The 13,837-nt window shown below is 40.0% G+C and carries 14 protein-coding genes; 7 read left to right on the plus strand and 7 right to left on the minus strand.

The window, feature by feature from the left end:
* Nucleotides 1-59 precede the first annotated feature (59 nt).
* On the minus strand, nucleotides 60-833 hold the full coding sequence (locus GO593_RS08090; RefSeq protein ID WP_001018361.1) for an IclR family transcriptional regulator: 774 nt from the start codon (nucleotides 831-833) through the stop codon (nucleotides 60-62).
* 495 nt (nucleotides 834-1,328) lie between these two features.
* Here GO593_RS08090 and GO593_RS08095 point away from each other — a divergent pair, with 495 nt between their 5' ends.
* The 3 genes from GO593_RS08095 to GO593_RS08105 are packed head-to-tail and all read left to right on the plus strand — an operon-like array spanning nucleotide 1,329 to nucleotide 4,668.
* On the plus strand, nucleotides 1,329-3,428 hold the full coding sequence (locus GO593_RS08095) for an FUSC family protein (protein WP_000925021.1): 2,100 nt from the start codon (nucleotides 1,329-1,331) through the stop codon (nucleotides 3,426-3,428).
* Nucleotides 3,421-3,627, plus strand: coding sequence for a DUF1656 domain-containing protein (locus GO593_RS08100; protein ID WP_000503613.1), 207 nt, complete (start codon nucleotides 3,421-3,423; stop codon nucleotides 3,625-3,627). Before GO593_RS08095 ends, GO593_RS08100 begins: the two co-directional genes overlap by 8 nt.
* Nucleotides 3,628-3,666: 39 nt before the next feature.
* The gene (locus GO593_RS08105) at nucleotides 3,667-4,668 is read left to right on the plus strand and encodes an HlyD family secretion protein (protein ID WP_001072477.1); all 1,002 of its coding nucleotides are present in this window, start codon (nucleotides 3,667-3,669) and stop codon (nucleotides 4,666-4,668) included.
* 56 nt (nucleotides 4,669-4,724) lie between these two features.
* Here the strand turns inward: GO593_RS08105 and ruvX are convergent, their stop codons facing one another.
* From ruvX to recN, 3 genes are all read right to left on the minus strand, one after another.
* The gene (ruvX, locus tag GO593_RS08110; protein ID WP_000127528.1) at nucleotides 4,725-5,165 is read right to left on the minus strand and encodes a Holliday junction resolvase RuvX; all 441 of its coding nucleotides are present in this window, start codon (nucleotides 5,163-5,165) and stop codon (nucleotides 4,725-4,727) included.
* The gene (locus GO593_RS08115) at nucleotides 5,165-5,719 is read right to left on the minus strand and encodes a YqgE/AlgH family protein (RefSeq protein WP_001979301.1); all 555 of its coding nucleotides are present in this window, start codon (nucleotides 5,717-5,719) and stop codon (nucleotides 5,165-5,167) included. Before GO593_RS08115 ends, ruvX begins: the two co-directional genes overlap by 1 nt.
* A 126-nt stretch (nucleotides 5,720-5,845) precedes the next feature.
* Nucleotides 5,846-7,513 carry a DNA repair protein RecN gene (gene recN / locus GO593_RS08120; RefSeq protein WP_000955432.1) on the minus strand — a complete coding sequence of 556 codons (1,668 nt, stop codon included), beginning with the start codon at nucleotides 7,511-7,513 and terminating at the stop codon, nucleotides 5,846-5,848.
* 114 nt (nucleotides 7,514-7,627) lie between these two features.
* Here recN and GO593_RS08125 point away from each other — a divergent pair, with 114 nt between their 5' ends.
* The 4 genes from GO593_RS08125 (at nucleotide 7,628) to GO593_RS08140 (ending at nucleotide 11,142) form a co-directional block, all read left to right on the plus strand.
* Entirely contained in the window at nucleotides 7,628-8,938 is a 1,311-nt protein-coding gene (locus GO593_RS08125; RefSeq protein ID WP_000753285.1) for a tetratricopeptide repeat protein, read from the plus strand.
* A 76-nt stretch (nucleotides 8,939-9,014) separates the two neighbouring features.
* A complete protein-coding gene (gene ppnP, locus GO593_RS08130) occupies nucleotides 9,015-9,341 on the plus strand; it encodes a pyrimidine/purine nucleoside phosphorylase (RefSeq protein ID WP_000099685.1) in 327 nt (108 codons plus the stop codon).
* A gap of 101 nt (nucleotides 9,342-9,442) precedes the next feature.
* A complete protein-coding gene (rlmB, locus tag GO593_RS08135) occupies nucleotides 9,443-10,192 on the plus strand; it encodes a 23S rRNA (guanosine(2251)-2'-O)-methyltransferase RlmB (RefSeq protein WP_001118149.1) in 750 nt (249 codons plus the stop codon).
* A gap of 35 nt (nucleotides 10,193-10,227) precedes the next feature.
* The gene (locus GO593_RS08140) at nucleotides 10,228-11,142 is read left to right on the plus strand and encodes a DMT family transporter (protein ID WP_000075011.1); all 915 of its coding nucleotides are present in this window, start codon (nucleotides 10,228-10,230) and stop codon (nucleotides 11,140-11,142) included.
* Here GO593_RS08140 and coaE read toward each other — a convergent pair.
* From coaE to GO593_RS08155, 3 genes are read right to left on the minus strand one after another with little or no spacing between them, the layout of a single operon-like run.
* A complete protein-coding gene (coaE, locus tag GO593_RS08145) occupies nucleotides 11,139-11,735 on the minus strand; it encodes a dephospho-CoA kinase (RefSeq protein WP_000874125.1) in 597 nt (198 codons plus the stop codon). The genes GO593_RS08140 and coaE overlap by 4 nt on opposite strands.
* Before the next feature lies 1 nt (nucleotide 11,736).
* Nucleotides 11,737-12,597 (minus strand): prepilin peptidase, encoded by an 861-nt coding sequence (locus tag GO593_RS19315; protein WP_001152283.1) that lies wholly within the window; start codon nucleotides 12,595-12,597, stop codon nucleotides 11,737-11,739.
* Entirely contained in the window at nucleotides 12,597-13,823 is a 1,227-nt protein-coding gene (locus GO593_RS08155) for a type II secretion system F family protein (protein ID WP_000279216.1), read from the minus strand. Before GO593_RS08155 ends, GO593_RS19315 begins: the two co-directional genes overlap by 1 nt.
* Nucleotides 13,824-13,837: the final 14 nt, after the last annotated feature.

Here is a 13,837-nt window from a genome sequence, read left to right on the forward strand (position 1 = left end):
TTTGGATATTTTCAATGCTTCAAAGTGTAAGAAAACTTTAAATTATCAAAAATATTATTTTAGATCTCGCCCTTTTCTGAAAGTTCCATAAAGCGCTGCTCAATCAATGCCGCGTTTTCTTGCAAAATTTCAATCAACTTTTCAATATTTAAAAAATCAAAGCGGTTCTTTGATGCGACTAACGTTAAAGCCAAAGGAACTTCTTTACTCGAAAAACGAACGGGTACAGCAAGCCCGGAAACATTCGGATCAATCTCACCTTGCGAGAAATAGAAGCCTTGTTTTTTTATTTTACGCATACGTTGAATAAAGCTAGGTTCGTCTACAGCAAAACCTGATTCAGACAGCTCATGTTGAAAACGTTCATAGTAGTCATGCATGCGTTGTTTGCTTAAATGTGAAACCATCGTTTTTGGTGAGGCCCCAACATAAATTGGGCGTGGGCAGCCTCGACCATATGAAAGTAATTCAGTATCTTTAAAAATCTCATGATGAATATCAATGCAGTAGTCATCATTTAAATAGGTGAGTAAACAGCAAAGTTCAGTACGCTCTACAATATTTCGCATAAATGGCGTGCTGATTTGGACCAATGGATCGGTTGTTCTAGATACATAGTCAAGAACTGCTATTTTTGAGCCTAAAGTGTAATCGCCAGAAGTACCATTAATACGTTTTAATAAGTCGGCTGATACGAGTTCTTTCAGATAACGGTAGCTGGTCGGTTTAGACAAGCCAAGTTCTTCGCAAATAATATCGACATTAATCACTGGTCGTGAAACGGAAAATAAATCCAGTACGGTTAAAATTTTGCCAAAACTTGAAATTGCCATGATGTCTTATTCGTATCCTTAATAAACGGGTCACACTTGAGTTCTTATAACAGAAAAATTGAAGCTTTGTCTCAATTCCAAGATAACTGCCTGATTTAAATATTTTACGCTCAGAATCAGAAAAGTTCTCTTGATTCACACATCATATATGATTAACTAAAAACATATCAAATTATCAAATAAAGATATTTTAGTTGACTAAATCACTTTAATTTGAAAAAATTGTGCAACAAAATATCTAATCGAGAAAGTGGTTTGTTCTATCGGCTTTCTTGATGTCTCTTCTTTCCTAAGCTTGGTCGTATAAATAGCGGTCAAACTGAAATCATCTCGGTACATCATGCAGAGATGTAGGAAAAATCATTGTATTGAAGGATGCTCTCATTAACTCATTTGTCTTATAGGCAAATGACAAAGTCGTATTGTCTTTTTTTAAAAGCAAACGGACACTGATGAGCATGCTCATCAGTTCAAATCTATATTTGAGATGAGTTCATGTTATTAAAGCAAATACTGGCTTTCCGCCCGAGTAAGCTTGATCTAATTTTTGCAATAAAGACATTTATTGCCGGTATGTTGGCATTATTTGTTTCGTTCGAATTAGACCTGATTAATCCAATGTGGTCGATCGGTACCGTCCTGATTATCGCCAATCCTTATTCGGGTATGGTGTCGTCTAAGTGTGTTTATCGTTTATTGGGAACGGTAGGCGGGGCCATTATTGCCTTAACCATTACTCCGCATCTGATTAATACGCCGTGGATTTTTACGGTTGTGTTATCACTATGGGTGGGCTTTGCGCTTTATGTGTCTTTATTAGATCGGACTCCTCGCAGTTATGCATTTATGTTGGCAGGTTATTCAACCGCAATGATTGTGTATAACGCGATTACTTATATTGATCAGTACAATATTTTTGATATTGCTTTGGCACGTGTACTTGAGATTTCAATTGGTGTGATTTCGAGTGCGGTTGTGTCTGCGACTATTTTGCCCATGCATATTGGTTCGGCAATCAAACAGCGTGTAACGAAAACCCTCAAAGATACAGAAAACCTGTTTGCTAATTTGTTAAATGCAGATCAACAGCAAAACAATACACAGCTTTTAGCTGCTATTACTCGTGATACAACCGATATTCATGCTCTGGCAGTTCACTTGAGCTATGAAAAAGGTGAGTTGCATGGTATGACCAAACCTTTGCAAGAAATGCTCCATCAAATGTCGATGGTGGTTGCAAACTTGGTTGCCTTATCTGAACGAATTAAACAACTGCAAGAACTCAATTTTATTGAAAGTCATTCAGATAAATTAAAGCAGCTTTCAGGGCATGTGATTCATTTTCTGGAACAAAAAGATCAGATGACTGATGAAAATATTCTGCAGTTACCTGACGAGTTTGAAAATGATTTCTTGAACTTAAATGATTCGGCTTCTGAACATCAGCAAGTGTTATTGGCTGCCATGAAAATGGATGTGCGTCATTTCATTAGTAATGTTTTAGCTGTAAAAGTTTTATGGCAACGCATCAAGCAAGGTAATAAAGAGATTCCAGATAACATTACCCCAATGACTACGACCTATCCAAGTTTACACCGAGATCATGGCGTAGCCGTCAGAGGTGGTATTAGTGCAGTGCTGATTACATTTATTGTGACTGGTGTGTGGATTCTTTCTGGCTGGAAAGCTGGGTTCATGATGGCACAGATCGGTGCAGTAACTGCCTGTATCTTAACGGCCCTAGATAACCCAGTTCCTGTCTTGCGTATTTTTATATGGGGCAGTGTGGCCTCGGCGGTTTTAGTTTTTATTTACGCGTTTGGTATTTTTCCTCATGTCACAACATTTTGGGAACTTGGACTCGTTTTATTACCAATGTTCTTGTTTGCGGTTTCCATGATGGCGAATCAGGCACTCATGCCGGTCGGGATGGTGCTAGGTATTAATACTATGATGGGGCTGAACTTGCACAATGCTTACAGCATGGACGCAGTGTCTTATTTAGATAGCTCATTTGGTATGGTCATGGGCGTATTGGTGTCATTAGTCGTTATTGATGTTGTGCGTGCCATGTCACCCGATACCAGTGCAAACCGTATTTTGGCTTTACATTACCGTGCGATGCGCCAAGCCATATATATTCCTTATGGTATTGAATTTAAAGTTCACTTACGGGGGATGTTAGACCGTGTTGGTGTCTTAAATACTAAAATGGTTCAGTCAGAAGAGATCAAAAAATCTATTCAACAGGCTTTGGTTGAATCAAGTGCGATCATTGATTTAAGCCGACTACAAGAGCTAGCAAATCAAGTTCCGACATCTTCAGAATTGGCCCATCACATTGGCCGTTTGCAACAAGATTTAGATGAGCTATTTAGAGCTAAAGAAAATGAAAAAGGTGAAAGTGATGTATTGGTACAGCACATTCACCAAACCTTATTTGAACTTAAACAACTTGCTTCAAATATTGAAGATATGACTCTGCGTCAAAGATTATTTATTTCACTAAATAATATTGCTTATAGCATGTGTCATGTTTCATCAAACCAAATGAATGCAGATCGTACGCTTACAGGAGCCACAGCGCATGGGTGAGTTTAATGTCTACGGTATTTACGTGCCTGCTTTGCTCGTCCAAGCCATTTTTGCATATATATGTTTTCGCTGGTTAAGTCCCTTAACCAACAAATGGATTGCACAAGGCTGGATTGCATTACCCAGTATTTTCAATTTGTGTTTTTACCTTTTACTACTTTTGGTGATACACCAAATTTTTGTTGGGTTAGGTGCTTAAAGATGATTGCCAGATTAAAGATTGAGTTAGGTGAGTAAAATGAATCAATTGGAGTTGAAAAAAGTCATCCGTCCAGTGATTTTGGTTGTCGCATTAATGATTGCTGTCTATACCATTGTGCATTTATGGAACTACTATAATGCAGCGCCGTGGACACGTGATGGTCGAGTTCGTGGTGACGTTATTCAGGTCTCTTCAGATGTAGCAGGACTTGTAACGGAAGTATTGGTTCAAGATAACCAGACTGTAAAAAAAGGTCAGGTGCTTTTTAAAATTGATGTCTCTCGCCGAGCTTTAGATGTAGAGCAAGCAAAATCTGATTTGGCAAAAGCAAAAGCGGCCTATGCTCAAGCACAAGCAGGTCTAGCCCAAGCTAAAGCAAACTTGATTAAGTCGAGTACTAACATTAAGTTAGCCGAGAAAAACGCAAACCGTTATTCAAACTTAATGGATGGTGCGATTTCTAAGCAGGAACAAGATCAGGTCTTTGCAACTCGCGATCAATCACACGCGGAACATGAGCAACTCCAAGCTGCTATTCAACAAGCTGAAGCGACTATTAAACAGCAACAGGCACTGGTTGAAGCAGCAACAAGTAATTTACATTTAGCAGAACTCAATATGCACCGTGCGGCTGTTGTTGCACCGGCAGATGGAACATTATCTAACTTTGATTTGCGTCCGGGTAATTATGTTCAAGTTGGACAAGCGGTTGCAGCATTGCTAGATCGTAAGCAGCTTTATGTTGTGGGATATTTTGAAGAAACAAAATTAGACCGTATTCATATTGGCGATGAAGCAACTGTGCAATTAATGGGTGATAGACAGAAAATTAAAGGCCATGTGCAGGGTATTGCATCGGGTATTGAAGACCGTGAGCGTTCAAGTAGTTCGAAACTGCTTGCAAATGTAAACCCGACATTTAGCTGGGTTCGTTTAGCGCAGCGTGTACCTGTAAAAATTGTATTAGACGAAGCACCAAAAAATGAGTTGGCTTTTGTGTCTGGCCGTACTGCTACAGTACATATTATTGAAAAATAAAAAGTTTAAATTTTTAAACTCAATAAAAAAGCATGTTTGAAACATGCTTTTTTATTTTATGGCGTTAAACCAACAGGATTGCGATACCAGCTCTGAATTAGCAAAGCCGCGGCAAAACTATCGGCTGATAACTTCTTGGCACGACCTTGTTCTTGATAAAAACCAAGTTCTTCTCTTGCCTCACGAGTGGTGAGCCGTTCATCGACCATCCACGTTTCAATATTGGTTTGATGGCGTAGGCGACGTGCAAACTTACGTGCCCGTGTTGAAAGTTCTGACTCGCTATCATCCATATTCAATGGAAGACCAACAATAAATAAATCAGGCTGCCACTCTTTCACAATTTTTAAAAGTTGGTCCCAGTTGGGAATACCATCTTTCATCACAAAAAGTGGTAATGGGTTAGCACTTTCAATTGCAGACTGACCAATCGCCATTCCCATCTTTTGAGTGCCAAAGTCAAAAGCCATAATTGATTTTGATTGCGTTGCGGTCATTAGGCGTGCCCGATTTCAGAAGCCAGCCATGTACGATCTACACCAATTTTTTTATAGGCTGCATCCCAACGATCATCGTACGGCAAGTTAAAAATCAGATCCATGTCGGCATCACAGATAAGCCAGTCACCACGAGCGATTTCATCTTCTAGCTGGTTTTTACCCCAACTCGCATAACCAAGGGCGATTTGGTAGCGACCAACACCTTCGTTATGCGCAATCGCATCGAGAATATCTTTACTGGTAGTAATACAGACATTCTCACCCACAGCAATAGAAGAGTGCCATGTTGGTTGGCCTGTATGAAGAACAAAGCCCGCCTCAGGGCGTAAAGGACCACCTTGTAAAACCTCATGCGGATTTACATTGTCTGCATCAATGTCTAAATCATTGAGTAGCTCTTTAATTTGAATACCAGCAGGGCGATTGATAATAATACCTTGGGCACCTTCTTCGTCATGACGGGCAAGATAAATTACTGTATTTGCAAAAAAGTCATCTGCCATTTCTGGCGGGGCAATCAGACAACGGTGAGTCATATATTGTTTGGTCACCTAAGCGGTTCTCCCTCAAAAAATGTCGCTATAGGGTCTCTCGACCCTTTTTATCTATATAGGTTCTTTTTATCAACATACAAGAGTTAATCGGATTTCGCCAATCTTTTTCTCTCATTTTCTTTATTAAGTTGAAGAAGCCTGAAATTTAAGTTGACGTAATTGTTTAGCATGCTGCAAGGTTGTTTCATTAATTTCAACACCTCCTGACATGCGTGCTAGCTCGGAAATAATTTGATTTTCATCAAGTTGTACAATAGTACTACTTGCCGGATCAGTTTGTTGTTTTTTGACTAACAAATGTTGATCGGATTGTGCAGCCACCTGTGCTTGGTGGGTAATACATAGAAGTTGGACATGCTGAGCCAAGTCGGCCAATAAACGTCCAACCACTTCAGCTGTACCACCACTAATTCCGACATCAATCTCGTCAAATACCAAAACTTCTGCTTCGGTCTTTTCAGCATTCATGACTTGCATAACGAGTGCAATACGAGAAAGCTCACCACCAGATGCTACACGTGCCAATGGTTGAGGAGGTATGCCTTTATTGGCAGTAAATAAAAGTTGAATAAAACTTAAACCTTCTGCATTTGGTTGTTCTAATGGTTCAAACTTAAACTCAAAATGTGCCTCAGGCAGCGCTAAAGGTTTAACCTGTTCAGTTAATTGTTTTGCAAGTGGGGCAGCAGCTTCACGACGAATATTGTCTAAATACTGGGCTTTTTCTAAAAATTCTTGATGTGACTTTTCTACTTGTTCAGCCCGAGTTTCAGGGTCTTCTAACTGATGTAATTGCTCAAGCTCACTTTGCCAAGTTTCGTACTCTTCTTTCAGCGTCTCTGGCTGAGTACGGTATTTACGAGCAAGTCGATGGAAAACCTCTAGCTTGGAGTTCAGTTCTTCCATCCGTTCAGGATCGAAACTCTGACGGTCAATAAATTGACGTAAATTTGATGTGGCATCATCAATTTCACTTTGCGCATTTAATAACGAATTATAAATTTCGGAAAGCTGCTCACTACGCCCCGCATGAGACTCTAGACGGCGAATGATCGACGACATTTCTTGAGTAATGTTTTGTTCAGCTTCATCAAGTGCATTTAGACTATAGCTACAGTCTTGCATGATATGTTCATGATGACTAAGGCGATCGAACTCTTGCTCGATTTCTTTGTAATCGGTTTGAATGACTTCCTCAAGCTCTTCAATTTGTAACTCTAAGGTCGCAATACGTTGTAGACGGGTCGCTTGAGCGTCGAGCGCAGCCTGATGCTGGCGGATATTACGCTGCCATGTACTATATGCTTCACGAACATCATTTGCTTCGGCGTAAAAATTACTATAACGGTCTAGCCAATGCTTTGGATAAGGCGGTTCAAGTAGTTGTTGTTGGCTGTGCTGGCTATACAACTGAACCAATAAGCGGCCTAATTCTTTAAGCTCAGAGAGACTACTTGGGCGGCCATTTACCCATGCTTTGCTACGGCCAGTTGCGAAAATAACCCGACGTAAATGAATTTCCCCTGAATCATCATCTAGTTCATGTTCTTTTAACCATTTTGCTTCAGGGCTATTGTCCTGATAAGTAAAAACTGCGGTTACATCCGCTTTGTCCGAACCATAGCGGACATAATTTGTATCTGTACGTTCCCCTAAGCAGGCAGATAGTGCATCCAGTAATAATGATTTTCCTGCACCTGTCTCACCTGTTAGAACATTAAATCCTTGTTCTATATCAATAGCTAAATGATCAGCTAATGCAAAATTAATTAAAGTTAAATGTGTGAGCATAAACGCATCCAACGCGCCAAATTATGGGTTAAAGATAGAGAAGTTTTGAATTTGCTACAAGTGATCTATTATTCTAACTGAAATTATAGAACAGCAAGATTGCGGATCTTTACAATGAAAAAAACATTAAGCTTACCGAAAGCACCAATAGGGATGATCAACCGCCATAAAAAAATTAATCCTGCTGAAATGAATAAAATTTTAAATCAGCATTTTAATGCATTTAAACAGGCTGCTGCACAAGGTGATTACGTCAAAGCATATCAACATGTAAAAAAAGCAGTAAGTCTGGTTCCCGGGCATCCCGGAGCATTGTCTGATTTAGCTTATACTGAGCTACGGTTACGCCGTTATGACGATGCATATCAACATTATATGCAAGCCATTAAAGCAAGTGGTTCTAACGTTAATACAAATTTATACGATGGATTGACCGAAGTTTGTCATCATTTAAATAAAAAAGAAGAGAAGATTAAATTTGGGCGTTTAGCCATTTCAACCAAAAAAGAACTTACAAAGAATGAGCCTACTTTAAATATACCCACTCATAAACCCGTGCCCTTTAGCCCAAATCCACAAGAAAATATTATTGCTTTTTCTCTATTTGGAGCAAATCCGCGGTACTGTGAAACTTCCATTTTAAATACTAAGTTAGCTCAAGAAATCTATCCTGAATGGACGTGTCGATTCTATGTGGATGAGAGCGTTCCCGAACTTGTACAACAGCGGTTACAAGCAAATGGTGCACAAGTCGTACATGTCAGCCCCACTCAAAAACAGTTATCAGGTTTATTTTGGCGCTTTTTAGTTATGGATGATCCGGTGGTTAAACGGTTTTTAGTACGTGATGCCGACTCTATCGTGTCTTATCGTGAAAAAGCCGCTGTTGATGCTTGGCTTAAGAGTGATCAATGGTTCCATTTAATGAGAGATAGCTATTCTCATACTGAATTAATTTTGGCGGGTATGTGGGGCGGTTGTACAGGTATTTTTCATAATATTGAAGCACATATCAGGGATTATGTTGCCACTGGAAGGTATCCGGACAATCGAGTCATAGATCAACATTACCTGCGTTATTGTATTTGGCCGACTTTAAAACAAAGTGTGCTTGTACATGATAGCCAGCAATTTGATGAAAATAGTGCCGATTTTCCGGTTTATGATCTAACTTCAATGCAAAATGACCAAGACAATTTTCATGTAGGGATGGATAATGGTTCACCAGTCGTTACAACTGCGGTTAATCATCCAACGGCAGAAAAAGTTTACTGGATTTTATTCGATGAAAATCACGATGAAGTTTGCAGATATGATGCAATTGTGTCGAAGAGTCGAAATATTGAAGTGAATTTACCCCACGCTTTTGCTAAAAAAATTCAGTTACAGCAGTGGAAATTACAAGTCTATCCGTATGAAAACTGATTGATTAGTTATTTAGGCACAATTAAACTACATTCATCATAATTTATATAAATGCGGCATTATCTGGAGAGTGTGCATGAGTTCAACCCAATTTGATCATGTAACGGTCATCAAAAAATCAAATGTTTATTTTGGTGGAGCATGTATCAGCCATACCGTGCAATTTGAAGATGGAACGAAAAAAACATTAGGTGTTATTTTGCCGACTGAACAGCCTTTAACATTTGAAACCCATGTTCCTGAGCGTATGGAAATTATTTCAGGTGAATGTCGCGTTAAAATTGCAGACAGCAATGAAAGTGAATTGTTCCGCGCTGGGCAATCTTTTTATGTACCAGGCAATAGTGTTTTCAAAATCGAGACTGATGAAGTGCTTGATTATGTTTGCCACTTAGAAGGCTAAGAAATTACTGTTTAAATCGGGTACACTATGCCCAAAGAAATCCTGTGAAGTTGGCTTTACAGGATTTTTATTTTTTGCTCAAACGTTGTTAGAGGTCATGCATGGCAAAACCGGAATATTATTATGGCGTTCACTCAGTGGAGTCATTGTTAGAACTTGAGCCGGAGCGCGTGCTGACCCTGTTTACATTGAAAGGGCGCGACGATCAGCGTTTGCAGAAGATTCTGCAATTGGCCGAGCCTTTTGGGATTAGTGTACAAAAAGCAAGCCGTGATAGCCTCGAAAAGCTTGCGGGTTTGCCATTTCACCAAGGCGTAGTTGCAGCAGTACGTCCGCACCCGACTTTAAATGAAAAAGATCTAGACCAGCTCTTGGCTGAAACTCCAGATGCCTTATTGCTGGCATTAGATCAGGTGACAGATCCACATAACTTAGGGGCATGTATCCGTACTGCCGCTGCAATGGGTGTTCAGGCAGTGATTGTGCCTCGCGATCGCTCAGCAAGCTTAACTCCAACTGCTCGTAAAGTCGCAGCGGGTGGGGCCGAAAAAGTTAAATTTATTCAAGTGACTAATTTGGCTCGTACTTTAGCGCATCTTAAAGAGACAACTCATGTCCGTGTGATCGGTACGATGCTTGATGAAAATGCATTACCTATTCAGAAGTGTGATTTCTCGGGTGCTGTTGTGATTGTAATGGGTGCAGAAGACACAGGTTTACGTCCAATTACTCAAGCACAGTGTGACCAAAAAGCCTATATTCCAATGTCAGGTAACTTACAAAGTTTAAATGTAAGTGTGGCAACGGGTATGGCACTTTATGAAGCTTGTCGTCAGCGTTCTGAGGTATAATTTAGCTGCCTTCCTAGTTTTTATGCAGTCTTGATATGTCTCCCCGTACGCAAGGTTATTTTTTTGTATTGGTGACCATGTGTATTTGGGGCGGGTTTACGCTTTTTGCCCGCTTAAATGCACAATGGCACATCAGTGCTTGGGATATTGCCGCACTACGCTTTGCTATAGCCTTCCTAATTTTGATGCCTATCTTAATTTATAAAAAAGATCTCGCTTTTTTATGGAGTAAGCATGCGGTTATTTTGGCATTGATTGGTGGAGTCATTTACTGCCTTACGGTTTATACAGCTTTTCTTTATGCACCAGCTGCCCATGCTGCAATATTTTTAAATGGCTGTATTCCTATCTGTACTGCTATAGCTGCTTATATTTTATTTAGACAGCCATTTGATAAACATACATGGGTGAGTCTGGCAATTATGATTACTGCCTTGGCTCTCATGAGCGCATTGATGTTGAAAAGTAGTACCTCTGCTTTTGGAATTGGAGATTTACTTCTGTTTATCAGTGCGATTTGGTGGGGGATTTTTACTGTACTACTTAAACAGTGGAAGCTCTCTGCTTGGCATTCTATGGCAAGCGTCGCAATCTGGTCCGCAATTATTTATTTGCCGATTTATTTGTTGTTCTTACCTAAGCACTTTATGGATGTAGATCCTTTGCACTTAGCTGTACAAAGTATTTTCCATGGCGTGTTTGTCGTTATTATTGCGACATTAACCTATGTTGCTGCTATTCAGCGTCTTGGCGCATTTAAAACGGGAAGTATTGTAACTTTGGCGCCGTTTATTGCTGCTATTTTAGCTGTACCTTTACTTGGTGAATCATTAAGCCCATCAATTGTAGTGGGCTTAGTAGGTATGGGAATAGGTGCTTTACAGCCTTGGCGTTGGTTTAGACAAGATAGCCTGACACAAAAGATTAAGCAGCAAAATACACAAAATTAGTTTGCACGCTTCAAATAGCTTTGATGTAAAGGCTCTAATTGCTGATATAAATGTTCGAGTAATCCGTCGTTAAACACGATGTCATTTGCAAGCTCACGTTTTCGTTCGCGTGGCATTTGTGCAGCAATAATTTTCTGGATTTGTTCTTGGTTTTGTCCATCGCGCTGGCTCGCACGCTGAATTTGAGTTTGTTCACTCGCATCAATCAGTAGCGTGTGATTGACTAGTTCATGTTGATTTGTTTCAAACAATAATGGCGAAACTAAAATCACATACGGACTTTTAGGATTTTGTAGCTGTTGAATAATAGATTGACGGATTGCGGGATGGGTAATTTGCTCGAGTGTATGACGCGCTTGTGGATTTTGAAAAATATATTCACGTAAGGCACGGCGGTCCAAACTGCCATCGGGTTGAAGCACCCAATCTCCAAAGGTTTGTTGAATTTTTTGAAGGGCAGGTTGCCCTTTTTCAACTACTTCGCGAGCAACAATATCGGCATCGACGACTTGGATTCCTTGGGATTCAAACCATTGTGTTGCAGCTGATTTACCACTGCCTATACCACCTGTGATTCCCAGAATAAAAGCCATCTTAACCTCCCAAATAAATTTTCATAATCTGATCACCCCATAAAAAGGCAACCCAACCAGCAATGGCAATATATGGCCCAAAAGCAAAAGGCTGATTGTCATTTCTTAATTTTAATAAAATGATGCCAATGATTGCGCCAAGTAACGATGACAATAACACAATTAACGGCAGCATCAATGGCCCCATCCATGCACCTAATGCTGCAAGCAATTTAAAGTCGCCGTAGCCCATACCTTCTTTGCCAGTGATCACTTTAAATAAGTAATAGACAATCCAAAGACATAGGAAACCAATGAGATAACCCCAAATGGCTGAGTTGGGTGAGGTATAAATATTAAAGGTATTAATACCTAAGCCGAGCGCAGCTAAAGGTAAGGTAAAGCGATCAGGCAATAATTGTGTATCGAAATCAATAAAAGTAAGGGCTATCAGTACCCATGTGAGGACGAGTCCAAAAAGCATTTGTATGGTTGGGCCAAACATCATGACGACTACTAATGAACATAGCATGGTGAGTAGTTCGATGACTGGATAGCGAATACTGATTGGGTGCTGGCAATGACCACATTTTCCTCTTAACACAAGCCAGCTTATAACAGGAATATTTTGATACCAACGGATCGGTTGCTGACATGCAGGGCACGATGAAGCAGGCTTACTTAAAGTTAACTTCTCATGATCAATAATCGGTTGCTCAGGATTGAGTAACATTTGGCATTCTTGCTGCCAATCTTGCTCCATCATTCTTGGCGTGCGGTAAATTACTACATTAAGAAAGCTACCGATACATAGGCTCACGAGTGCAACAGCAATATAAAGTGCAGTTAAGTTTTGAATAAAATACGCAATGATGTCTTGCATTATACAACTGAGCCCATTTGGAAAATTGGAAGATACATAGCAATTACCAGACCGCCTACGAGCACCCCTAAAATTGCCATAATTAAAGGTTCCATCATAGAGGTTAAACCATCAACGGCATTATCCACTTCATTTTCATAATAAGTGGCAACTTTATCGAGCATGCTGTCTAGTGCACCCGATTCTTCACCAATTGCAACCATTTGTATAGCCATAGATGGAAAACGATTAGAGACCCGCATAGCAAACTGAAGCTGTTGACCCGTTGCGACATCTTCACGAATTTTCATCACAGCTTTTTCATAAATCACGTTATTGGTTGCGCCAGCAGTCGATTCTAATGCATCAATAAGTGGAACACCTGCGGCAAATGTTGTAGCAAGCGTGCGGCTATAGCGGGCAATAATTGCTTTATAAACCAAGTCCCCAAAAATAGGTAACTTAAGCGCCAGTTTATCTAAGCCATCACGAAACTTTTTACTGCGTTTTTTTGCTTCCAGAAAGGCAGCAATGACTGCGCCAATCGCAATAATCATAATGAACCAGTATTCCTGCATCCATTTCGACATATTCACAACCATTTGCGTAAATGCAGGTAAATCTGCTCCAAAAGACGCAAATAAATCTTGGAAAACGGGAACTACTTTAACCATCAAAATAATGGTCACCACAATGGCTACTACAATAACTGTTGCTGGGTATTTCATTGCTTTCTTGATTTTTTGCTTGAGCAACTCACTTTTTTCTTTGTAAATTGCAACGCGGTCCAGCATCGTTTCGAGTGCGCCTGATTGTTCACCAGACTCAACAAGTGAACAAAACAAGTTATCAAAATGTTGAGGATATTTTCTTAAAGCTGAGGCAAAAGTACTACCACCTTCGACTTCACCTTTAATACCGAGTACAACCTCACGCATGGCCGGGTTTTCTAAACCTTCAGCTACAATTTCAAAGCCTTGTACGAGTGGTACACCAGCTTTCATCATGGTCGCCAGTTGTCGAGTAAAAATCGTAATATCGAGTGTGGTGACTTTTTTCTTGAATAAACCTTCAAGAATATTTTTACGTTTTTCACGTATATTTCGAACAGTCACCCCTTGTTTGCGTAAGGTTACTTTGGCTAAAGCCATGTTTTTAGCCGGAAGTTCTCCCTTGATTTTTACGCCCTTACGGTCAACCCCTTCATAAGCAAAAGTCGGCATCATTTGTGCCTTTTTGACAGCCATTAGATTATCCTTAT

Origin of the sequence: Acinetobacter baumannii, assembly GCF_009759685.1 — a bacterium.
GTDB lineage: Bacteria > Pseudomonadota > Gammaproteobacteria > Pseudomonadales > Moraxellaceae > Acinetobacter > Acinetobacter baumannii.